At 63.0% G+C, this 21,491-nt stretch carries 19 protein-coding genes; 14 read left to right on the forward strand and 5 right to left on the reverse strand.

Annotation, left to right across the window (positions count from 1 at the left end; all coding sequences use genetic code 11):
• Positions 1-31: 31 nt before the first annotated feature.
• Entirely contained in the window at positions 32-565 is a 534-nt protein-coding gene (locus C2H86_RS19315; RefSeq protein ID WP_159409390.1) for a fimbrial protein, read from the reverse strand.
• A gap of 163 nt (positions 566-728) precedes the next feature.
• Entirely contained in the window at positions 729-1,133 is a 405-nt protein-coding gene (locus tag C2H86_RS19320; RefSeq protein ID WP_159409391.1) for a PA2817 family protein, read from the reverse strand.
• 182 nt (positions 1,134-1,315) lie between these two features.
• On the opposite strand from C2H86_RS19320, the gene C2H86_RS19325 reads away from it, so the two are divergent.
• Entirely contained in the window at positions 1,316-2,824 is a 1,509-nt protein-coding gene (locus C2H86_RS19325; RefSeq protein ID WP_159409392.1) for a hypothetical protein, read from the forward strand.
• A gap of 85 nt (positions 2,825-2,909) precedes the next feature.
• Here C2H86_RS19325 and C2H86_RS19330 read toward each other — a convergent pair whose 3' ends face one another.
• Positions 2,910-5,357, reverse strand: a complete 2,448-nt coding sequence (locus C2H86_RS19330) for an acyl-CoA dehydrogenase (RefSeq protein ID WP_159409393.1) — start codon at positions 5,355-5,357, stop codon at positions 2,910-2,912.
• A 285-nt stretch (positions 5,358-5,642) separates the two neighbouring features.
• On the opposite strand from C2H86_RS19330, the gene C2H86_RS19335 reads away from it, so the two are divergent.
• The 3 genes from C2H86_RS19335 (at position 5,643) to C2H86_RS19345 (ending at position 8,108) form a co-directional block, all read left to right on the forward strand.
• A complete protein-coding gene (locus C2H86_RS19335; RefSeq protein ID WP_159409394.1) occupies positions 5,643-6,266 on the forward strand; it encodes a glutathione S-transferase in 624 nt (207 codons plus the stop codon).
• 133 nt (positions 6,267-6,399) lie between these two features.
• On the forward strand, positions 6,400-7,332 hold the full coding sequence (locus C2H86_RS19340) for an ABC transporter ATP-binding protein (RefSeq protein WP_159409395.1): 933 nt from the start codon (positions 6,400-6,402) through the stop codon (positions 7,330-7,332).
• Positions 7,329-8,108, forward strand: a complete 780-nt coding sequence (locus C2H86_RS19345) for an ABC transporter permease (RefSeq protein ID WP_103449696.1) — start codon at positions 7,329-7,331, stop codon at positions 8,106-8,108. The genes C2H86_RS19340 and C2H86_RS19345 overlap by 4 nt, the downstream gene beginning before the upstream one ends.
• Here the strand turns inward: C2H86_RS19345 and C2H86_RS19350 are convergent.
• Positions 7,992-8,618 carry a DUF2062 domain-containing protein gene (locus tag C2H86_RS19350; protein WP_159409396.1) on the reverse strand — a complete coding sequence of 209 codons (627 nt, stop codon included), beginning with the start codon at positions 8,616-8,618 and terminating at the stop codon, positions 7,992-7,994. The two genes, C2H86_RS19345 and C2H86_RS19350, sit on opposite strands and share 117 nt — an antisense overlap.
• A gap of 142 nt (positions 8,619-8,760) precedes the next feature.
• On the opposite strand from C2H86_RS19350, the gene C2H86_RS19355 reads away from it, so the two are divergent.
• From C2H86_RS19355 to murB, 8 genes are all read left to right on the forward strand, one after another.
• Entirely contained in the window at positions 8,761-10,977 is a 2,217-nt protein-coding gene (locus C2H86_RS19355) for a DNA internalization-related competence protein ComEC/Rec2 (protein WP_159409397.1), read from the forward strand.
• Positions 10,978-11,093: 116 nt separating this feature from the next.
• Positions 11,094-11,729, forward strand: coding sequence for a MotA/TolQ/ExbB proton channel family protein (locus C2H86_RS19360; protein WP_016391244.1), 636 nt, complete (start codon positions 11,094-11,096; stop codon positions 11,727-11,729).
• The gene (locus C2H86_RS19365) at positions 11,726-12,160 is read left to right on the forward strand and encodes an ExbD/TolR family protein (protein ID WP_159409398.1); all 435 of its coding nucleotides are present in this window, start codon (positions 11,726-11,728) and stop codon (positions 12,158-12,160) included. The genes C2H86_RS19360 and C2H86_RS19365 overlap by 4 nt, the downstream gene beginning before the upstream one ends.
• Entirely contained in the window at positions 12,160-13,161 is a 1,002-nt protein-coding gene (gene lpxK / locus C2H86_RS19370) for a tetraacyldisaccharide 4'-kinase (RefSeq protein WP_159409399.1), read from the forward strand. Before C2H86_RS19365 ends, lpxK begins: the two co-directional genes overlap by 1 nt.
• A gap of 43 nt (positions 13,162-13,204) precedes the next feature.
• A complete protein-coding gene (locus C2H86_RS19375) occupies positions 13,205-13,390 on the forward strand; it encodes a Trm112 family protein (protein ID WP_003247142.1) in 186 nt (61 codons plus the stop codon).
• On the forward strand, positions 13,387-14,151 hold the full coding sequence (kdsB, locus tag C2H86_RS19380; RefSeq protein ID WP_159409400.1) for a 3-deoxy-manno-octulosonate cytidylyltransferase: 765 nt from the start codon (positions 13,387-13,389) through the stop codon (positions 14,149-14,151). Before C2H86_RS19375 ends, kdsB begins: the two co-directional genes overlap by 4 nt.
• Complete coding sequence (locus C2H86_RS19385; RefSeq protein WP_159409401.1) at positions 14,151-14,615, forward strand: low molecular weight protein-tyrosine-phosphatase; 465 nt, start codon at positions 14,151-14,153, stop codon at positions 14,613-14,615. The genes kdsB and C2H86_RS19385 overlap by 1 nt, the downstream gene beginning before the upstream one ends.
• A complete protein-coding gene (murB, locus tag C2H86_RS19390) occupies positions 14,612-15,631 on the forward strand; it encodes a UDP-N-acetylmuramate dehydrogenase (RefSeq protein WP_159409402.1) in 1,020 nt (339 codons plus the stop codon). The genes C2H86_RS19385 and murB overlap by 4 nt, the downstream gene beginning before the upstream one ends.
• Before the next feature lie 169 nt (positions 15,632-15,800).
• On the opposite strand, the gene rne is transcribed toward murB, so the two are convergent.
• The gene (gene rne / locus C2H86_RS19395; protein WP_159409403.1) at positions 15,801-19,046 is read right to left on the reverse strand and encodes a ribonuclease E; all 3,246 of its coding nucleotides are present in this window, start codon (positions 19,044-19,046) and stop codon (positions 15,801-15,803) included.
• Between the two features lie 801 nt (positions 19,047-19,847).
• On the opposite strand from rne, the gene rluC reads away from it, so the two are divergent.
• Together rluC and C2H86_RS19405 are read left to right on the forward strand one after the other, a co-directional pair.
• Positions 19,848-20,804, forward strand: coding sequence for a 23S rRNA pseudouridine(955/2504/2580) synthase RluC (gene rluC / locus C2H86_RS19400; protein WP_103449704.1), 957 nt, complete (start codon positions 19,848-19,850; stop codon positions 20,802-20,804).
• Complete coding sequence (locus C2H86_RS19405) at positions 20,794-21,489, forward strand: HAD family hydrolase (protein WP_240349611.1); 696 nt, start codon at positions 20,794-20,796, stop codon at positions 21,487-21,489. Before rluC ends, C2H86_RS19405 begins: the two co-directional genes overlap by 11 nt.
• The last annotated feature ends 2 nt before the right edge of the window (positions 21,490-21,491 follow it).

Genomic DNA, 21,491 nt, shown 5'->3' on the forward strand with positions numbered 1-21,491 from the left:
AGCGCAGCGAGCTGCGCTCGTCGGGGCCGACTTAAGGAATGTTAACCAGGAAGCTGACGCTGGTAGCGAGATGCCCTTCAGTTACTTTAGCCGCTATCGTGTGCAACTGCGCGGTGAAGTTCATATCAGTAATGAGGGTATCGCTTAACTGGTAGGCAACCGATTCTGTGTTGGGGTCGAGTGGCCCGCTTTTGTCGAAGATCGCCAGTGCAAAGCCCTCGCTGTACTTATCGCCACTTCTCATGGCATAAAGTTTCCCGGAAGGGTCAGCGCCCCAAGTCGGGCTAAATTTCACGGTAGTGGTAGCCGGAGGGCTAGGGCATGTAACAGGGTTTAAACGCAGGGCAAACGTTTGCATTTCGGTTTTTTGGCCGATTGCAGTGAAGTCTTCGACCTTGTAGGTGCCCAACTTTATTTTTGGCAGATGGGAGCCGCCAGGCGTGACGACTGTGATCGGGCAGGTTCCGCCGGCACTGATGGTGCCTTCGAAGTCGATGTTGCCCGTGTTGGCCATGGCCATGCTGCAACCGAGGCTCAAGGCACACAGTGCAAGAATACGTTTCATTGTGCGATCCAGATAGAAAGGTTGGCGTTTGGGGTATTGACCCGGCACTCAGCGATTGGGTGCTGGGCCAATATCCGCAAGCCTAACGGCGATCGCGAAAGGTAATCTGTAGGGGAAGTCGCATTGCTGTGCGGCGAAATCGATACCTGCTGCTAGCGCTGGATTAGTCGGCCTGGCCCGAAGCGCTCAGCAAACGCTTTTGCATGTTCCAATCGAAAGGTTCATCGTTTTGCTCTGCTTCATAACGCTGTTCTTCCAGCTGTTGGTACAGATTGAGCTCTTCGTCAGGCATGAAGTGCAGGCAATCGCCGCCGAAGAACCAAAGCAGGTCGCGCGGTACCAGGTGGGCGATTTGCGGATAACGTTGAACCACCTGGCAGATCAGATCCTGGCCCAGGTACTGGCTATGCAGTGGGTCCAATGGCAACAGGTTCAGTAGTTCGTCGAAGCGCTCAAGGAACAATGCGTGGCTTTCTTCAGGTACCTGCTCGGCCTCGGCCAGGGCCACCAGGATGGTGCGCAGGTGCTGCAGAAGCTGCAGGTGGTATTGCAGGTGGGGGGTGGCCATGACGCGTTCCTCGGTTTAGCTAAAAAGGCAAGTATACCCCAATGGCTTCGGCAGCTTGGCACTGTGGATAGCAGGCGTTGGCGGGCCTGCATACCGGTGGTACCTGTCATTTTTGACAGTAGAATAAATTGGCGGAGCGCTATCAAATAATGCCAACTATTCAGTCAAGGCAGGAACGCATAATGGAGCGCTCTAAAGACGCAATGCCGGAACGTTGGCTTCCTATTGTGATGACGCAAGTGTGGTACAGCCTGCTGAATGATTGTTGGCAGGCGTATTACTTGAATAATGAGTTTGCCCCGGGTGAAGCACTTCTCCTCGATAGGGACACGCAAAATGGCGTGCGTAAAGTGGCATCTGTAGTCTTTGGTCACCCACGGATGACGTGGTCGGACGAGACAGTGGAAACGCGCAAGCGGCTACTGAGTGAGCGTGAAGCCGTCTTCATGGTGGAGCCGGGATTAGGCGCACCCTGGCTGAATGAATTAAAGGATGTTGGATACGATGGAAGCGACGTCTTCACAATCAAGGCCCTGATGGCCGACAGCAGCCTTGCTCACCGAAGTGATGGCATTGTGCGCCTGGCGTGGCTGAAAGTGCCGGACTTTTCATTTACCGGGCAGGATGCACTTTTGGAGAACCTGGCGAGTGTTTATAAAACCAAGCGAAGTGTTGCGCTTTATTCGATAGGGTTACCCACCAACATCCATACGCTGCGCGATTTGAATGTGATCTATCAGCCGTACAATCAAGGGACGGCAATGTCCATGCAGTACATCAGTACGGCTATCGATGCCGGGGAGCCGTTGCGACCGGCCATGGCAAAATTGCCTGACCGTGCGGGTATAGACGAGGTCATTGTTTTCATGTTCGCTCAAAGGGCATTTCCGGAGGTAACTCAGGGCAAGCAGCCCTATGACGAGGCATGGATCCCCTCCTTGGTGTTCCCGCCGCCCCAGCTCAAGCGGATGACCGGCTCCTACGACAGCACCTTGAAGGTGTATGGAACGGATTACCACTCTCCCAGGCGAGCAACCTCACCGGCCGAGGAGCGGCAGTCACGAAAGCCCCCGCTGTCCCTCGCCCCACGGGTACGCCTCCTTGCAAACGGGGTGGGTAAGCAGCAACTAGAACTGCACCCAGGGCCCGATACGGCAAACTGGGTACTTGAGGGGGACCGGCTTGGGCGGCTGGAGAAGGAAGGCAGTACTCGATACTATTATCCGCCAGCGACGGTCCAGCCTGCTGTGAAGCTGGATGACAATAATAAAACCGGTCGCCCTGCTGCTGTGATCTCTACCCTGCCGAAACGCTTTACGGTTGACGAGGTGAAAGCCACGCAAGGCCAGGAAAGCGCATATTCCACATTTGCCACATACTATGCGCCCGCCACTCACTACTTCAAAGCATTCCTCGATAACGGTAAATTCAAACTTGCGCTTTGGCATTATTTGCCTGACCAAGGGAAGGCCATTCAAGTACCAGATAAAGATATCGAGTGGGGCATTGCATCGGGTAACGGCACCGTATCCAGTGCTGGTCTATTCACCCCGCATGCCAGCAAGCCATCTCCCTTCACGCTTGTCTGGGCACAGGATAAAACCGTTAGCGAGCTCTTGCTGTGGGCCTATACGGTCATTCCAATACCATTCTACTCGCCTGCTGAGGCGGTAGACCTTTATCAAGGCTGAGCGCTCGCTTTGGCAATTGGCAACCCGACAGCGCCGTTCGATGGCGCTGCCGGTTTACCGGTACCATCACTACCCAGAGGCACGTTCAGCGAACACGCCCGGGCTCCAGTGCCAGCTGGTCTTTTTCGAAATCATCCACATCGATCACCTTGCGCCGTGCATGTTCGGCGCGCTGCAGGCGTTGGCTTTCGTCGGGCTGCAGAATACCCGCTTCGACGGCTGCTTCGAGCAAGGGTTGGCCGCAGCTTACGGTTACTTTGCCTGCCTTGAGGGCCTGGTGGAGTAGCTTGCGCAACGGTGCGGTTTCTTCCAGCAAATCAATTGCCTGTTGCAGTGCCGCAACGGGGTCGCCTTCAGCCTGGGGCCTGTAGCATCCTGCCAACAGCTCTTCCAGTGCAGGGTCACCCTTGGCTCGGCCGATCAGTGCTGCTACTTCGGTATCCAATTCATCGCTTGGGCCGGTATGGCGGCGGCCGAAAGGGAACACCAGCACGCGCAGCGCACAGCCGACAAAGCGGTTGGGGAAGTTGTCGAGCAGGCGGTCCAAGGCTTTTTCCGCCTGGCCCAGGCTTTCTTCCATGGCCCAGCGCAGCAAGGGCTGCATGTGCTCAGGTGAGCCGAGGTCGTGATAACGCTTGAGTGCGGCGCTGGACAGGTACAGGTAACTCAGTACATCACCCAGCCGTGCGCTCAGGCGTTCGCGGCGCTTGAGCGCACCGCCCAGCAGCATCATCGACAGGTCAGCCAGCAGCGCAAATGCAGAAGCCTGGCGGTTGAGAGCGCGGAAGTAGCCTTGGCTCAATGTATCGCCTGGCACGCTCTCCAGGCGCCCCAGCCCCAGGTTGAACACCAGTGTGCTGGCCGCGTTACCGGCGGCGAACATGATGTGCTTCATCAGCAGCTCGTCGAATTCCTGCAGCGCCTGGTCGCGGTCCTCGCGGCCGGCCAAGGCCATTTCCTTGAGCACGAACGGGTGGCAGCGGATGGCGCCCTGGCCGAAGATCATCAGGTTGCGCGAGAGGATGTTGGCGCCCTCGACCGTGATGAAGATCGGTGCCCCTTGCCAGTTGCGCCCGAGGTAGTTGTTCGGGCCCATGATGATGCCCTTGCCGCCGTGCACGTCCATGGCGTGCTGGATGCATTCGCGGCCGCGCTCGGTGAGGTGGTACTTGAGGATCGCCGACAGCACCGAAGGCTTCTCGCCCAGGTCAACGGCCTTGGCGGTCAGCAGGCGGGCGCTGTCCATCAGCCAAGCGTTGCCGCCGATGCGCGCCAGCGACTCCTGGATGCCTTCGAAGGCCGCCAGCGGCACGTTGAACTGCTCGCGGATGTTGGCGTACTGGCCGGTGACCAGGCTGGTGTACTTGGCCGCACCGGTGCCCACGGCGGGCAGCGAGATCGAGCGGCCCACCGACAGGCAGTTCATCAGCATCATCCAGCCCTTGCCGAGCATGGCCTGGCCGCCGATCAGGAAGTCCAGCGGCACAAACACATCCTTGCCGCTGTTGGGGCCATTCATGAACGCGGCGCCCAGCGGCAGGTGGCGTTTGCCGATCTCGACACCGGGGGTATCGGTGGGGATCAGCGCCAGGCTGATGCCCAGTTCTTCCTGTTCGCCTAGCAGGTGGTCCGGGTCGTAGGCCTTGAAGGCCAGGCCCAGCAGGGTGGCGATCGGGCCGAGGGTGATGTAGCGCTTTTCCCAGTTCAGGCGCAGGCCGATGACTTCTTCGCCTTGCCATTGGCCCTTGCAGACCACCCCGGTGTCGGGCATGGCGCCGGCATCAGAGCCGGCCAGCGGGCCGGTGAGGGCGAAGCAGGGGATTTCTTCGCCGCGGGCCAGGCGGGGAAGGTAGTGATTGCGCTGCTCGTCGGTGCCGTAGTGCAACAGCAGTTCGGCCGGACCGAGGGAGTTGGGCACCATCACGGTGGAGGCCAGGTCACCGCTGCGGGTGGCCAGTTTCATCGCTACCTGGGAATGGGCGTAGGCGGAGAAGCCTTTACCGCCATATTCCTTCGGGATAATCAGGGCGAAGAAGCCATTCTGCTTGATATGTGCCCAAGCCTCTGGCGGCAGATCGAGGTCCTGGCCGATCTGCCAGTCGCTGACCATGGCGCAGAGTTCTTCCGTCGGGCCATCGATGAAGGCCTGTTCTTCTTCGCTCAGCTTCGGTGCCGGGTAGGCGAGCAAGGTGCGCCAGTCGGGGCGACCGCTGAACAGTTCGCCGTCCCACCACACGGTGCCGGCGTCGATCGCTTCGCGTTCGGTCTGCGACATCGGCGGCAGGGTGCGCTTGAACCAGTTGAACACCGGGCCGGTGAACACCTTGCGGCGCCATTCCGGCAGCGCCACCAGGGCGATTTTCAGCGCCAGCACGATCCAGATCAGGGTCAGCAGCCAACCGGGGGCGTGACTGAAAATACCCATCAGCAGCACGTAGGCCGCCAAGATGCCGAGAATCTGCAAGGGCGCCAGGCGCCGGTGCGTAAGGTATGCCGCGCCGACTACCAGCACTACCAACCACAACAGCAACATAATCGGTCCTCCTTGGAACCAGGGGCTTGAGCCGTCTCACAGAGCTTAGACGCTGACCTGCGAACGACAGGGTTAGAACAGTGACAGGGTATGGCGGAGGGAGTTTCAAGGTGGTTTCAGCCTGTTCCGGCCTCTTCGCGGGACAAGCCCGCTCCTACAGGCCTTTCACCGGTCTTGAGAATGGTGAGATGCCTGTAGGAGCGGGCTTGTCCCGCGAAGAGGCCAGTACAGGCAATAAAACTCTGGAGTAGACTGTCAGCCCTCCGCATTCATAAGGACGTTGCCATGCTGAAGATCTGGGGCCGCAAGAATTCGAGCAATGTGCGCAAGGCGCTGTGGATCGCTCACGAGCTAGGCCTGGATTTCGAATCGGTCGACGCCGGCGGCGCCTTCGGCGTAGTCAACGAGCCGCACTATCGCGCACGTAACCCCAATGGCCTGGTTCCGATGCTGGAAGACGGCGACCTGACCCTGTGGGAGTCCAATACCATCGTCCGTTACCTGTGTGCCGAATACGGCTCAGAGCAAGGCTGGTACCTGGAAGACCCCCGCCAGCGCGCCCTGGCCGACAAGTGGATGGACTGGACCACTTCGTCCTTCGCCGGCCCGTTCCGCCCACTGTTCTGGGGCCTGCTGCGCACCCCGGAGGACCAGCGCGATTGGGTGGCAATCAACGCCGCACACAAGCAATGCGCCCAGTTGTTGGCCATCGCCGATGAAACCCTGGCAAAACAACCGTACCTGTCCGGTGACCAGATCGGCATGGGCGACATCCCACTGGGTAGCTTCGTCTACGCCTGGTTCGAGATGCCCATCGAGCGCCCGGCCATGCATCACCTGGAGGCCTGGTATGAGCGCCTCAAGGCTCGCCCGGCTTACCAGGCAGCAGTGATGACCGCGCTGACCTGACCTTGCTTCGATAGTCATTATCAATACATGTGACTGTACTTGTGCGGCCCGGCCTTGCACCATGGCCGCACTCACTGCGCCAGTGATCTGCCCTGGCGTGTCCTGCACCTTTTTCTTCGGTAAGTGACCCGCTATGAGTTCCGCCCTGTCCATCCGACAGCTGACCAAGACCTACGGCAACGGCTTCCAGGCCCTCAAAGGCATCGACCTCGATGTTGCCGAAGGCGACTTTTTCGCCTTGCTCGGCCCCAATGGTGCCGGCAAGTCCACTACCATCGGCATCCTCTCGACCCTGGTCAACAAGACCAGCGGCACGGTCAACGTGTTCGGCCACGACCTGGATCGCGAGCCCTCGGCCCTCAAGCGCTGCCTGGGCGTGGTGCCGCAGGAGTTCAACTTCAACCAGTTCGAGAAGTGTTTCGACATCGTCGTGACCCAGGCGGGCTACTACGGCATTCCGGCCAAAGTGGCCAAAGAGCGTGCCGAACAGTACCTGACCCAGCTGGGCCTGTGGGATAAGCGTGACGTGCCTTCGCGTTCGCTGTCCGGCGGCATGAAGCGCCGCTTGATGATCGCCCGCGCACTGATCCACGAGCCGCGCCTGCTGATCCTCGACGAGCCCACGGCCGGCGTGGACATCGAGCTGCGCCGTTCGATGTGGAGCTTCCTCACCGAGCTCAACCAGAAAGGCATCACCATCATCCTCACCACCCACTACCTGGAAGAGGCCGAGCAGTTGTGCCGCAACATCGGCATCATCGACCACGGCACCATCGTCGAGAACACCAGCATGCGCCAGTTGCTGGGCAAGCTGCACGTCGAGACCTTCGTCCTCGACCTCAAGCAGGACCTTGCCACAGCCCCGGTGTTGCAGGGCTACCCGTGCCGCCTGCTGACACCGCACACCCTTGAGGTGCAAGTGGAAAAAGACATCGGCATCACCGCACTGTTCGGCCAGCTGGCGTTGCAGAACATCGAGGTGCAAAGCCTGCGCAACAAGACCAACCGACTCGAGGAGCTGTTCGTGTCCCTGGTGGAAAAAAACCTGTCGAAGGTGGCCGTATGAGTGTGGAACTGCGCACCAACTGGGTCGCCCTTAACACCATCGTCTACCGCGAAGTGCGGCGCTTCCTGCGTATCTGGCCGCAGACCCTGCTGCCGCCGGCGATCACCATGGTCCTGTACTTTGTGATCTTCGGTAACCTGATCGGCCGGCAGATCGGCGACATGGGCGGCTTCACCTACATGCAGTACATCGTGCCGGGGCTGATCATGATGTCGGTGATCACCAACTCCTATGGCAACGTGGTTTCGAGCTTCTTTGGCAGCAAGTTCCAGCGTTCGATCGAAGAGCTGATGGTGTCGCCGGTGTCACCACACACCATTCTCGTGGGGTACGTGCTGGGTGGCGTACTGCGCGGCCTGGCAGTGGGGGTGATCGTCACCATCCTGTCGATGTTCTTCACCAACCTGCAGGTCCATCACCTGGGCGTGACCGTGGTCGTGGTGCTGCTGACCGCCACCATCTTCTCGTTGCTGGGCTTCGTCAACGCGGTGTTCGCGCGCAACTTCGACGATATCTCTATCATCCCGACCTTTGTGCTGACGCCGCTGACCTACCTGGGCGGGGTGTTCTACTCGATCAACCTGCTGCCGCCGTTCTGGCAGACCGTGTCGCTGGCCAACCCGGTGCTGCACATGGTCAACTCGTTCCGCTACGGCATCCTAGGGGTGTCGGACATCAGTATTGGCACGGCGATCACCTTCATGTTGGTGGCTACTGCCGTGCTCTATGTGCTGTGCGTTCGCCTGCTGGTCAGCGGCCGCGGCATGCGCGCCTGACAGACGGTGCTTGCGCCGGCGCCACTGCCGGCCAATCCACCAGCGCCAGTACAGCAGGGTGGTGAAGTAGGCGACCACGCCGAGCACCACCCCGCACACCACCGAACCCAGCAGGAACGGCTGCCACAGGCTGGCGAGCTGGTCGGTGATCCATTCGAAGGTCAGCTCGTCCGGCAAGCTGCGCGGTGGAACCTGCATGAGCCATGCGCCGGTCATGTAGGTGACGAAGAACACCGGTGGCATGGTCAGCGGGTTGGTCAGCCAGACCAGGCTGACGGCGATCGGCAGGTTGCCGCGTACCGGGATCGCCAGAGCCGCAGCCAGCAGCATCTGCATGGGAATAGGGATCAACGCCGCGAACAGGCCCACCCCCATTGCCCGCGCCACCGAATGGCGGTTGAGGTGCCAGAGGTTCGGGTCATGCAGCAGCTTGCCGAAAAAGCGTAAGGACTTGTGTTCCCGAATGCTGGTCGGGTCCGGCATGTAGCGTTTGAAAAGTCGGCGCGGCATGTAGGCTCCCGGAGCGTTGATCGGGGCAGTATGCCTCGATTCGCGTTCAGCCTCGTTTAGAGTTTGTGACAATTGTTGAGCAGGCAACGCCGGCTTTTCGTCTATGCCTCAGTAAGCGATTCCGTTACTGGAGCTCTATCTCATGCGCACAGGGATGTTTGCGCTCGCGCTCGGTCTGATGTGCCTGGGCTTTCTCCCCGTTTTGCCGTCGGTCGGGTGGCTGCTTTTGCTGCTGCTGGGCGGTGGCATCTGCGCGGGCACCCGGTTGTGGCCGCTGGGTTGTTTTCTGCTGGGGCTGTGCTGGGCCTGCTGGTCGGCACAGCAGGCGCTGGATGACCGCCTGGCAGCGAGCCTGGATGGCCGCACGCTATGGCTGGAGGGGAGGGTGGTCGGGCTGCCTACGCGGACTGCACAGGGCATGCGCTTCGAGCTGGAGCAAGCGCATTCGCGCCGCGCCGAGCTGCCCCGGCGCCTGCAACTGAGCTGGTTCGATGGCCCGGTCATGCATGCTGGCGAGCAGTGGCGCATGGCAGTCACCTTGCAGCGCCCGGCTGGGTTGCTCAACCCCCATGGCCCGGATCGCGAGGCGCTGCTGCTGGCCCGACGCATCGGTGCCACTGGCACGGTAAAGGCCGGCCAGCTCATGCACGCGGTGGCCCCGGGGTGGCGGGATGCGCTGCGCGAGCGGCTGCTCAAGGTCGATGCGCAGGGGCAGGAAGCGGCATTGGTGGCTTTGGTGCTCGGCGATGGGGCGGGCTTGGCCCGTGAGCAGTGGCAGACGTTGCAGGCAACCGGCACGGTGCACCTGCTGGTGATTTCCGGGCAGCACATTGGTCTGCTCGCGGGCTTGCTGTATGCCCTGGTCGCGGGCCTGGCGCGCTGGGGGCTCTGGCCGCGGGGTTGGCCGTGGTTGCCGTGGGCCTGCGGCCTGGCGTTGGCGGGGGCACTGAGCTACGGCTGGTTGGCCGGTGCGGGAGTATCGGTGCAACGCGCCTGCCTGATGCTGGCGGTGGTGCTGCTGTGGCGCCTGCGTTTTCGCCAGCTGGGGGCGGTGTTGCCACTGTTGCTGGCATTGAACCTGGTGTTGCTGGTCGAACCCTTGGCGGCGTTGCTCCCTGGTTTCTGGCTATCGTTCGCGGCGGTGGCGATCCTTATCTACAGCTTTGCGGCACGGCTCGGCGGCTGGCGACCCTGGCAGGCGTGGACGCGAGCCCAGTGGGTGATCGCCGTCGGTCTGTTGCCGGTGCTATTGGCTACGGGGTTGCCGGTCAGCCTGAGTGCGCCTGCAGCGAACTTGCTGGCGGTGCCCTGGGTCAGCCTGGCTGTGCTGCCACTGGCGTTGCTCGGTACGTTGTTGCTGCCGCTGGCCGGCATTGGCGAGGGCCTGCTGTGGGGCGCAGGTGGTTTGCTGGACCTCCTGTTCCACCTGCTGGGTTTGCTGGCGCAGTGGCGGCCGGCATGGATACCGCCGGCACTGCCGGTGTGGGCCTGGTTGCTGGTGTGTTGCGGGGCGCTGCTGTTGCTGTTGCCTCGCGGTGTGCCGCTGCGTGGCCTGGGCGGGGTCATGCTGTTGGCCTTGTGGGTGCCGAAGGCGCCCGTGCCCCATGGGCAGGTCGAGATCTGGCAGCTGGACGTCGGCCAAGGCTTGGCGATGCTGTTACGCACGCAGCATCACACCCTGCTGTACGACGCCGGGCCGGCCAAGGGCGAAACCGATCTGGGCGAGCGGGTGGTGCTGCCAACCCTGCGCAAGCTGGGGGTGGATCGCCTGGACCTGATGCTGATCAGCCACGCCCATGCCGACCATGCCGGCGGCGCTGCGGCCATCCAGCGAGGCTTGCCGATCGGTCGGATAGTTGGCGGTGAGGCACTGGGTGACGTTCAGTTGCAACCTTGTAGCAGTGGCGAGCAATGGACATGGGATGGCGTGCATTTTTCGCTATGGCACTGGGTGGATGGGCAAAGTAGCAACGACCGCTCCTGTGTGCTGATGGTCGAGGCGCAAGGCGAGCGGATGTTGCTGGCGGGGGATATGGAGGCTGGCGCCGAGCGGGCTTGGCTGGTGGACACCGCTGCACCCCGTGTCGACTGGCTGCAGGCGCCGCACCATGGCAGCCGTACGTCTTCCACCGAGGCGTTCATCCGCGCTACGGCTGCACGTGGCGTGCTGATTTCGCGGGGGCGCAACAACAGCTTCGGGCACCCGCATGCACAGGTGGTCGAGCGTTATCGGCGGCATGGGCTGGTTGTTCACGACACGGCGGTGGAGGGGGCGTTGCGCGTGGTGTTGGGTGGACAGGGGGAGGTTGAAAGTATGCGCCGGCAGCGACGTTTCTGGCGTGATGTAGGCGATGGCTGATCTGGGCCGGGTTTGCCCGCGAGGCGGCCGGTCCTGCCATTTGCCTGACCTCCGGCAGATGAGCCCCTTGCGCTCCTGTGTTAGAGTGGCGGCCTTTTTCCAGAGGGGCGTTTACTGTGTGGGAATTGGTCAAGTCCGGTGGTTGGATGATGCTGCCGATCATTCTGAGTTCCATCGCCGCCATGGCTATCGTCGTCGAGCGCCTGTGGACACTGCGCGCCAGCCGCGTCACCCCGCCGCATCTGCTGGGCCAGGTGTGGATGTGGATCAAGGACAAGCAACTCACCAGTGACAAGCTCAAGGCCTTGCGCGCCGACTCGCCGCTGGGCGAAATTCTTGCGGCGGGCCTGGCCAACTCGCGCCACGGTCGCGAAATCATGAAAGAGTGCATCGAGGAAGCCGCCTCGCGCGTCATCCACGAACTCGAGCGCTACATCAGCACCCTCGGCACCATCGCCGCCATGGCACCGCTGCTCGGCCTGCTGGGCACCGTGCTGGGCATGATCGACATCTTCAGCGCCTTCATGGGCTCGCAGATGACCGCCAACGCCGCCGTGCTGGCCGGCGGTATCTCCAAGGCCCTGGTCACCACTGCAGCGGGCCTGATGGTCGGTATCCCGGCGGTGTTCTTCCACCGCTTCCTGCTGCGCCGCATCGATGAGCTGGTGGTGGGCATGGAGCAGGAGGCGATCAAGCTGGTGGAAGTGATCCAGGGCGACCGCGAAGTGGAAGTGGCCGGAGGCAAGGCGTGAAGTTCCGGCGCAATCGCCAGCGGGAGAACGTCGACATCAACCTCGCATCGCTGATCGATGTGGTGTTCGTCCTGCTGCTGTTCTTCGTGGTCACCACCACCTTCACCCGCGAGACGCAGTTGCGCGTCGAGCTGCCCGAAGCGGCCAGTGCCGAGCAGGCGCCGGCCGATCAGGGCAAGCTGGTGGAAGTGACCATCAGCGCCGATGGCGTATATTCGGTGAACAACCACCTGCTGCCCAAGAGCGACCTGGCGACCCTGACCGAAGCCATCGAGCGCGAGTCGGGTGGCGACAACAAGCTGCCGCTGGCCATCAGCGCCGACGGCAAGACCCCGCACCAGGCCGTGATCACCGCAATGGATGCTGCCGGCAAGCTCGGTTTCAGCCACTTGCGCATGACCACCGTCGAGGCCACCCAGGGGACACCTTGATGGCGCTCGCCGACCGCTTGCTCGCTGCCTGGTATGCCGGGCATCCGGCCCTGGCGCTGCTGCGCCCGCTCGAAGCGTTGTACCGGCGCGTGGTGACGCGCAAGCGCGCGCGTTTTCTCAAGGGTGAAAGTGCCAGCTACCGGGCGCCGGTACCGGTGATCGTGGTGGGTAATATCACCGTGGGCGGCACCGGCAAGACACCGATGATTCTCTGGCTGATCGAGCATTGCCGTCGCCAGGGCCTCAAGGTCGGAGTGGTCAGCCGTGGCTATGGCGCCAAGCCGCCGCACTTCCCTTGGCGGGTAGCCGCGAGCCAGCCAGCCGAGCAGGCCGGTGACGAACCCTTGCTGATCGTCCAGCGCACTGGCGTGCCGCTGATGATCGACCCTGACCGTTCCGCCGCGGTGCGGGCGCTACTGGCCAGCGAGCCGCTCGACCTGATCCTGTGTGACGATGGCATGCAGCACTACCGCCTGGCCCGTGACCTTGAACTGGTGCTGATCGATGCCGCCCGTGGCCTGGGCAATGGCCGTTGCCTGCCGGCCGGGCCGCTGCGCGAGCCTGCCGAGCGTCTTCAGGAAGCTGATGCCGTGCTGTTCAACGGCGCCAGTGAAGACTGCGCCGAGGGTTTCGGTTTCCGCCTGCAACCGTCCGCCCTGGTCAACCTGCGCAGCGGCGAGCGCCGCGAGCTTGATCTTTTTCCTGCAGGCCAGCGCCTGCACGCGGTAGCCGGTATCGGTAACCCGCAACGTTTCTTCAACACCCTGCTGGGGCTAAACTGGCAGCCGGTGCCGCATCCCTTTGCCGACCATGCGCAGTTCAGCGCCGAAAGCCTGGCATTCAGCCCGGCGCTGCCGCTGGTCATGACCGAAAAGGATGCGGTGAAATGCCGGGCCTTCGCTGCCGATGACTGGTGGTACCTGGCTGTCGAGGCACAGCCCACGCCAGCCTTCGGCGCCTGGTTCGACAGCCAGCTGCAGCGCTTGCTGCGCAAGCCCTGAGCCCTTCTTCAATTTCCGGCCATCCGGCCTCAAGGACGCTTCCATGGACACCAAACTGCTCGATATCCTGGCCTGCCCGATCACCAAGGGCCCGCTCAAGCTCAGTGCCGACAAGACCGAGCTGATCAGCAAGGGCGCTGGCCTGGCCTACCCGATCCGCGACGGCATCCCGGTGATGCTGGAAAGCGAGGCGCGTACCTTGACCGACGATGAGCGTCTGGACAAATGAGCGTGAACTTCACCGTGGTCATTCCTGCCCGGCTGCGCTCCACGCGCCTGCCAGGCAAGCCATTGCTGGCGATCGCCGGCAAGCCGATGGTCCAGCATGTCTGGGAGCAGGCGCGCAAGAGCGGTGCAAACCGCGTGGTCATCGCCACCGATGACGTCAGCATCCTTGAAGCCTGCCAGGCCTTCGGCGCCGAAGTGCTGATGACCCGCGCCGACCATGAATCGGGCACCGACCGCCTGGCCGAAGTGGCCGCGCACCTCGGCCTGCCGGCCGATGCCATCGTGGTCAACGTGCAGGGTGACGAGCCGCTGATCCCGCCGGTGATCATCGACCAGGTGGCCGCCAACCTGGCTGCCCACCCGGAAGCCGGCATCGCCACCCTGGCCGAACCGATCCATGAGCCGGAAACCGTGTTCAATCCCAATGCCGTCAAGGTGGTCAGCGACAAGAATGGCCTGGCCCTGACATTCAGCCGCGCGCCGCTGCCGTGGGCCCGCGATGCCTTTGCCAAGGACCGCAACCAGCTCCCGCAGGGCGTGCCCTATCGTCGCCACATCGGCATGTACGCGTACCGCGTCGGTTTCCTGCAGGATTTCGTCAGCTGGGGCCCATGCTGGCTCGAGCAGGCCGAGGCCCTGGAGCAATTGCGTGCGCTGTGGCATGGCGTGCGTATCCACGTCGAGGACGCCATCGAGGCGCCAGCCGTGGGTGTCGATACCCCTGAAGACCTGGAGCGCGTACGGCGCTTGCTGGAGGCCTGATGCGCGTCCTGTTCGTCTGCCTCGGCAATATCTGTCGCTCGCCCACCGCCGAAGGCGTGCTGCGCCATCAGTTGCAGGTGGCAGGGCTGGCTGGGCAGGTGCATGTGGCGTCTGCAGGTACCGGTGACTGGCATGTCGGCAAGGCCCCTGACAGCCGCACCTGCAAGGCGGCGCTGGCGCGTGGGTATGACTTGTCGCAGCAACGTGCCCAGCAGGTCAAACCGGCGCATTTCGCCGAGTACGACCTGATCCTGGCCATGGACGAGAGCAACCTCGGCCACCTGCGCGCCCTGCGCCCGCACAACGCCGCTGGCGAACTCGACCTGTTCCTGCGCCGTTACGGCGCGGCCCTGGACGAGGTGCCGGACCCTTACTATGGCGGCACCGAGGGCTTCGAGCAGGTGCTCGACCTGATCGAAGCTGCATGTCGCGAACTGGTCGTGGAAATCAAGGGGCGGCTATGACAGCGGTTTGGCAGGAGCAGGTTTCGCTCAAACCCTACAACACCTTCGGCATCGATGTGAAAGCCCGCTATTTCACCCAGGCGCACGGCGATGACGACGTGCGCGAGACGTTGGCCCAGGCGCGTCGGCGTGAGCTGGTGGTGCAGGTGATCGGTGGTGGCAGCAACCTGCTGCTGACCCGCGATATCGATGCTGTGGTGTTGCACATGGCCAGCCGTGGTCGGCGCGTGCTGAGTGATGACGGCGAGCAGGTTGTGGTCGAGGCAGAAGCCGGCGAACCCTGGCACCCGTTCGTGCAATGGTCGTTGGCGCAAGGCTATTGTGGCCTGGAGAACCTCAGCCTGATCCCCGGGACCGTGGGTGCTGCGCCGATGCAGAACGTTGGCGCCTATGGTGTCGAGATCAAGGATGTGTTCGCCGGGCTGACCGCGCTGGACCGGGAGACTGGCGAGCTGCGTGACTTTGACCTGGAGGCGTGCGCCTTCGGTTACCGCGACAGCGTGTTCAAGCGAAACCCCGGGCGCTGGTTGATCCTGCGTGTGCGTTTTGCCTTGAGCCGTGCGTTGCGTGCCCACCTGGATTATGGGCCAGTGCGCCAGCGTCTGGCGGAGCAGGGTATCGAGCAACCGACCGCACAGGCGATCAGTGACGCCATTTGCAGCATTCGTCGCGAGAAATTGCCGGACCCAGCCGAGCTGGGCAATGCTGGGAGCTTCTTCAAGAACCCGGTGGTGTCGGCTGAGCAGGTGGAGCGCATCCGTGCCCAGCATCCGGGTGTGGTCGCTTATCCCCAGGCTGACGGCCAGGTGAAGCTGGCAGCGGGCTGGCTGATCGAGCAGGCGGGGTGGAAAGGGTATCGTGAGGGTGATGCCGGGGTGCATCGGTTGCAGTCGCTGGTACTGGTCAACTATGGCCAGGCGAGCGGGGCGCAGCTGCATGCGCTGGCGCAGCGAATCCAGGCGGATATCCTGGCACGGTTCGGGGTGGAACTGGAGATGGAGCCCAACCTTTACTGATTGCTCTGCCTGGGCGGGCCCTTTCGCGGGGCAAGCCCGCTCCTACAAGAAGCGCGATACCTGTAGGAGCGGGCTTGTCCCGCGAAGAGGCCGGTCCTGGTGAAACAGATAGCCAAGAAAAAGCCCCGCCAGTTCGCACTGGCGGGGCTTTTTCATTCAGCGTCAGCTATCAATGAGGCTTGTGCTCATCGGCGGCTTCCAGCACTGGCTCGGCGGCTTCCTGTGCAGCCTTGGCAGCGGCCTCGGCTTCACGCTTGCGGCGACGCACTTCGCGTGGGTCGTTAGGCGCGCGGCCGTTTGGCAGCATTACGGTGGCGGCTTCGGCGACGGCCGGTGCTTCTTCGACCGGGGCCGGTTCGACGGCTACCGGGGCGGCCTCAACGACGGCAGGTGCAGGTTCTGCCACGACTTCCGGCTGAGCTTCGACGACCGCAACGGGCTGTTCGGCAATCGCTGCTTCTTCAGCTACCACCTGAGCCTTCTCGGCTTCACCGCCCTCGACCACTGGCGCTTCGATCACCTTGGCTTCGACAGCAGGGGCCTCGACCGGTGCTTCGGCAACCACTACCGGCTCGGCGGCAGGGGCTTCTTCAACCACTGGCTGCGGTGCGACTTCGACCACTGGCTCGGCGCTGGCTTCGACCACGGCGACCGGCTCGCTGACGGGCTGTTCGACCACCGGGGCGATGACAGCTTCCTCGGCTTGAGCGACCACTTCAAACTGCTCGGACGGCTGGGCGACTTCGCTGTTTTCGGTGGCTACAGCTTCGGTGCTGGCGCGTTCGGCCTGCTGGTTGGCTTCAGCTTCGGCGCTGGCGCTGATGTGGCTGCTGGCGACAGCGGCGGTGACGGCCAGGCCGGCAGCCAGTTCGGCGCCAAGCTCCGTGGCTTGGTGCTGATGCGGCTGTTCGTCGCTGCCTTCCTCGTCGCTGCCTTCGATCAGCTCGCCATTGGCATTGCGCTGGCGCTCACGACGGTTGCTGCGGCGACGCTGGCCACGGGAGCGACGACGCGGACGCTCGTCATCGGTGCCTTCCTGCTCGTCCTGCAGCAGCTCTTCGTTCGGCAGTTGCTCATCGGCGAGCTCGGCGGCCTGCTCGGCGGCTTGTTCGGCCGGGCGTGGCTGGCGCTCTTCGCGTGGTGGGCGAGGCTGGCGTTCTTCGCGAGGTGCACGCTCTTCACGCGGAGCACGTTCTTCGCGAGGTGCGCGCTCTTCGCGTGGGGTACGTTCTTCGCGGGGTGCACGCTCTTCACGTGGGGCGCGTTCTTCACGTGGAGCACGCTCTTCACGGGCTACACGTTCTTCACGCGGCTGACGCTCTTCGCGTTCTGCCGGTGTGGCGTCCAGCGGCTCACGCAGCTCACGTACGCGTTCTTCACCGCGATTGCCGCGGCGGTCTTCGCGAGGCTGGCGGGGTGCACGCTCTTCACGTGGAGCACGCTCTTCGCGAGGTGCACGTTCTTCACGTGGAGCACGTTCCTCACGAGGTGCGCGTTCTTCGCGCGGTTGACGCTCTTCACGCGGCGCGCGCTCGGCACGCTCTTCGCGCGGCTTGCGCTCTTCATCGCGACGGCCGTTGCGGTTGCGGCTCTGCTGGCGGCCGTTGCGGCGTTCTTCGTTGCGCTGGCTGCGCTCGGCAGCGGGCTTCTCGGCGGCAGCAACGACCGGTGCGGCGGCAGGTTCTTCCTTGCCGGCGAACAGGCTGACCAGCGACTTCACCAGGCCCTTGAACAGGCTTGGCTCAGGTGCGCTCGGCGCAGGGGCTGCCGGTGCAGCAGGCTGCGGCTGCTCTTCGGCGGCGCTCGGTGCCGGGGCGTTGGTGCGGGCCGGGGCGGTCTTCACCGCAGCTTCCTGGCGAACCAGGGTGCGGGTGGCGGTCGGCTGCGGCGCTTCTTCGGCTTCGGAGGCGGCGATTTCGTAGCTGGACTGGTTGTTCAGCACTTCCGGGTTGTCGTCGCGCAGGCGCTGGACTTCGAAGTGCGGGGTTTCCAGGTGGTCGTTCGGCAGGATGATGATGCGCGCGCGAGTGCGCAGTTCGATCTTGGTGATCGAGTTGCGCTTCTCGTTGAGCAGGAACGCGGCGACCGGGATTGGCACCTGGGCGCGTACTTCGGCAGTACGGTCTTTCAGGGCTTCTTCTTCGATCAGGCGCAGGATGGCCAGCGACAGCGATTCGACGTCACGGATGATGCCGGTGCCGGAGCAGCGTGGGCAGACGATGCCGCTGCTTTCGCCAAGCGATGGGCGCAGGCGCTGACGGGACATTTCCAGCAGGCCGAAGCGCGAGATGCGGCCGACCTGCACGCGGGCACGGTCGGCTTCCAGGCATTCACGCACGCGCTCTTCTACGGCGCGCTGGTTCTTCGCCGGGGTCATGTCGATGAAGTCGATGACGATCAGGCCGCCGATGTCACGCAGGCGCAGCTGGCGGGCGATTTCCTCGGCCGCTTCCAGGTTGGTCTGCAGGGCGGTTTCTTCGATGTCGCTGCCTTTGGTGGCGCGCGCCGAGTTGATGTCGATGGAGACCAGGGCCTCGGTCGGGTCGATCACGATCGAGCCGCCGGACGGCAGGTCGACGACGCGCTGGAAGGCGGTCTCGATCTGGCTTTCGATCTGGAAGCGGTTGAACAGCGGCACGCTGTCTTCGTACAGCTTGACCTTGCTGGCGTACTGCGGCATCACCTGACGGATGAAGGTCAGGGCTTCTTCCTGGGCATCGATGCTGTCGATCAGCACTTCGCCGATGTCCTGGCGCAGGTAGTCGCGGATGGCGCGGATGATGACGTTGCTTTCCTGGTAGATCAGGAATGGCGCGGCGCGGTCCAGGGACGCTTCCTTGATGGCGGTCCACAGCTGCAGCAGGTAATCGAGGTCCCACTGCATTTCTTCACTGCTGCGGCCAAGGCCGGCAGTGCGCACGATCAGGCCCATGTCGCCCGGCACGGTCAGGCCGTTCAGGGCTTCACGCAGTTCGTTGCGCTCTTCGCCTTCGATGCGGCGGGAAATGCCACCGGCACGTGGGTTGTTGGGCATCAGCACCAGGTAGCGGCCAGCCAGGCTGATGAAGGTGGTCAGGGCGGCGCCTTTGTTGCCGCGCTCTTCCTTCTCGACCTGGACGATGACTTCCTGGCCTTCGCTCAGGACTTCCTTGATGTTGACCCGGCCTTCAGGGGACTTCTTGAAGTATTCGCGGGAGATTTCCTTCAGCGGCAGGAAGCCGTGACGTTCGGAACCGAAGTCGACGAAGGCGGCTTCGAGGCTGGGCTCGATCCGGGTGATCTTGCCTTTGTAGATGTTGGCCTTTTTCTGCTCGCGCGCGCCGGACTCGATGTCCAGGTCGTAGAGACGTTGGCCGTCCACCAGGGCTACACGCAACTCTTCGGGTTGAGTTGCGTTAATCAGCATTCTTTTCATGTTGTACCGTCGGTTTCCGGGCTGCCGGAAACGGCGTTCGGCACACACGACTTCTCATGGTCGGTGCCAAGGTGCGCAAAGGGTGGCCGGGCCACCCCCGTGTCGAGCAACGTTCGGCACCAGCCGGTTGCCCAGCCTGCCGTTGTCGCGACGACGCGTCCTGTTTGCTGCGGTGCCTACCAGGCCCCGGTGGCTTCGAATGGGTATCCGAATCAACCAAGCGGGCCTCGTGCACTCAGTCAGGAGGAGGAATCAACCGTCAGCCGTGGACGCCCGAGGGCATCTGTTCAGGACCTTATCCGCTCGCCGGCCATTCAGTGGGCCGGTGGCCGGACGCGGTGCTACACGGTCCGAGGGCTGTGCATCTCCACCCTGCACGTATCCCTGATAATTCGGGTGCTGCCGCGCGCTGAATCCGCAACGGGTTGCATTTTTCGCCAGCTTCGAACGGGAAGCTGACGCCATTACATATCCAAGGCAGGTATTTCCGAAGCATTCGCCTGGCGTTGCGTGGAAGCGACGGGGGCGGGCAGAGGTACAGCGAAAAGAATCGGGAAGCAGGTGAAAAACCACACTTGTCGTTTTTTTTCGGTCTTCTCTACACAGCGCTGGTGGCGATTCCAGGCAATTCGGTAAACTGGCGAAAACCCCGTAGGACGGCCTCGCGTCCTGGAGAACTGCGTAGGTCAGGAACCGGCCCAGGGCCTGGTTTCACTGGCCTGCCGCTTTTGGCGGCGTTCGCGACTATAGCATTGATGATTAAGTGCTTCAATTCCATAAATAATTGTTATGATTCCCGCCATGACGACCAATACCCCTCCGACTTCCGGCGTTCAGCTGATCGAAGTCGCGCCGGAACTTGCCGGCCAACGCATCGACAATTTCCTTATCACGGCGCTCAAGGGCGTGCCCAAGACCCTGGTCTACCGCATCCTGCGCAAGGGTGAGGTGCGGGTCAACAAGGGCCGGGTCAAGCCCGAGTACAAGATCCAGGCCGGCGACATCGTGCGCGTGCCGCCTGTCCGGTTGCCTGAGCGTGACGAACCGGCGCCGGTGGCCCAAGGGCTGCTGCAGCGCCTGGAGGCCGCCATCGTCTATGAAGACAAGGCGCTGATCGTGATGAACAAGCCGGCCGGCATCGCCGTGCACGGCGGCAGTGGCCTGAGCTTCGGCGTGATCGAAGCGCTGCGCCAGTTGCGCCCGGACGCCAAGGAGCTGGAGCTGGTGCATCGCCTGGACCGCGACACCTCGGGGCTGCTGATGATTGCCAAGAAGCGCAGCATGCTGCGCCATCTGCATGCCGCCTTGCGTGGTGATGGCGTGGACAAGCGCTACATGGCGCTGGTACGTGGCCACTGGCCAACCTCGAAGAAGCAGGTCAACGCGCCGCTGCTCAAGAGCAACCTGCGCTCTGGCGAGCGCATGGTCGAAGTCAACGACGAAGGCAAGGAGGCGCTGACCTTGTTCCGCGTGCTGCGCCGTTTCGGCGAGTTTGCCACCATTGTCGAGGCACGCCCGATCACCGGTCGTACCCACCAGATTCGCGTGCATACCCTGCATGCCGGGCACATGATCGCCGGTGACAGCAAGTATGGCGACGAGGACTTCAGCCGCGAGATCCGCGAGCTGGGTGGCAAGCGCCTGTTCCTGCATGCCTACGCATTGACCGTGCCGCTGCCGGATGGTGGCGAGCTGAAACTCGAAGCGCCTGTGGACGAAGTCTGGGCGAAGACCGTGGAGCGTTTGAGTGCGTCGTGATCTGTCGAACAAGCCTTATGAGTTGCTGATCTTCGACTGGGACGGCACCCTGGCCGATTCCATCGGTCGTATCGTCGAGTCAATGAATGCCGCTGCCGAGCGTGCCGGAGAGGCGCCAAGCCCCGAGGACGCCGTCAAGGGTATCATCGGCCTGGCGCTGGGGGAGGCCATCTCGACGCTGTATCCGCACCTTGATCCGCTGCAGGTCGAAACCTTCCGTCAGCATTACGCCGACATCTATATGGCGCTCGATCAGCAGCCTTCGCCGCTGTTCGAGGGTGTGGTCGAATCACTGGATGCGTTCCGTGCCGAGGGTTATCGCCTGGCGGTAGCGACCGGCAAGGCGCGCCGCGGGCTGGATCGCGTGCTCAAGGCCAATGGCTGGGAGCAGTTCTTCGACATTACCCGTGCCGCCGACGAAACCCGCGGCAAGCCCCATCCGCTGATGCTTGAGGAAATCCTCGGGCATTGCGGTGTCGAGCCTGGGCGGGCGCTGATGGTCGGCGATTCGGCGTTCGACCTGCAGATGGCCAGCAACGCTGGCATGCATTCGGTGGCGGTGGGCTATGGCGCCATGTCGCTGAAGGCACTGGCCGAGTTTGGCCCGCAGGTGTGCATCGATCATTTTTCCCAGCTGCGCGAGTGGCTGGCAGGTTCCAGGCAAGTTCAATTCCAAGGTAGGTGAGC

Origin of the sequence: Pseudomonas putida, assembly GCF_009883635.2 — a bacterium.
Lineage (GTDB): Bacteria > Pseudomonadota > Gammaproteobacteria > Pseudomonadales > Pseudomonadaceae > Aquipseudomonas > Aquipseudomonas putida_W.

What these genes read in the sequence shown, in the direction of transcription:
- C2H86_RS19315 (WP_159409390.1), bottom strand. Translation starts at nt 565, where the DNA reads ATGAAACGTATTCTTGCACTGTGTGCCTTGAGCCTCGGTTGCAGCATG.
- C2H86_RS19320 (WP_159409391.1), bottom strand. Translation starts at nt 1,133, where the DNA reads ATGGCCACCCCCCACCTGCAATACCACCTGCAGCTTCTGCAGCACCTG.
- C2H86_RS19325 (WP_159409392.1), top strand. Translation starts at nt 1,316, where the DNA reads ATGGAGCGCTCTAAAGACGCAATGCCGGAACGTTGGCTTCCTATTGTG.
- C2H86_RS19330 (WP_159409393.1), bottom strand. Translation starts at nt 5,357, where the DNA reads ATGTTGCTGTTGTGGTTGGTAGTGCTGGTAGTCGGCGCGGCATACCTT.
- C2H86_RS19335 (WP_159409394.1), top strand. Translation starts at nt 5,643, where the DNA reads ATGCTGAAGATCTGGGGCCGCAAGAATTCGAGCAATGTGCGCAAGGCG.
- C2H86_RS19340 (WP_159409395.1), top strand. Translation starts at nt 6,400, where the DNA reads ATGAGTTCCGCCCTGTCCATCCGACAGCTGACCAAGACCTACGGCAAC.
- C2H86_RS19345 (WP_103449696.1), top strand. Translation starts at nt 7,329, where the DNA reads ATGAGTGTGGAACTGCGCACCAACTGGGTCGCCCTTAACACCATCGTC.
- C2H86_RS19350 (WP_159409396.1), bottom strand. Translation starts at nt 8,618, where the DNA reads ATGCCGCGCCGACTTTTCAAACGCTACATGCCGGACCCGACCAGCATT.
- C2H86_RS19355 (WP_159409397.1), top strand. Translation starts at nt 8,761, where the DNA reads ATGCGCACAGGGATGTTTGCGCTCGCGCTCGGTCTGATGTGCCTGGGC.
- lpxK (WP_159409399.1), top strand. Translation starts at nt 12,160, where the DNA reads ATGGCGCTCGCCGACCGCTTGCTCGCTGCCTGGTATGCCGGGCATCCG.
- C2H86_RS19375 (WP_003247142.1), top strand. Translation starts at nt 13,205, where the DNA reads ATGGACACCAAACTGCTCGATATCCTGGCCTGCCCGATCACCAAGGGC.
- kdsB (WP_159409400.1), top strand. Translation starts at nt 13,387, where the DNA reads ATGAGCGTGAACTTCACCGTGGTCATTCCTGCCCGGCTGCGCTCCACG.
- C2H86_RS19385 (WP_159409401.1), top strand. Translation starts at nt 14,151, where the DNA reads ATGCGCGTCCTGTTCGTCTGCCTCGGCAATATCTGTCGCTCGCCCACC.
- murB (WP_159409402.1), top strand. Translation starts at nt 14,612, where the DNA reads ATGACAGCGGTTTGGCAGGAGCAGGTTTCGCTCAAACCCTACAACACC.
- rne (WP_159409403.1), bottom strand. Translation starts at nt 19,046, where the DNA reads ATGAAAAGAATGCTGATTAACGCAACTCAACCCGAAGAGTTGCGTGTA.
- rluC (WP_103449704.1), top strand. Translation starts at nt 19,848, where the DNA reads ATGACGACCAATACCCCTCCGACTTCCGGCGTTCAGCTGATCGAAGTC.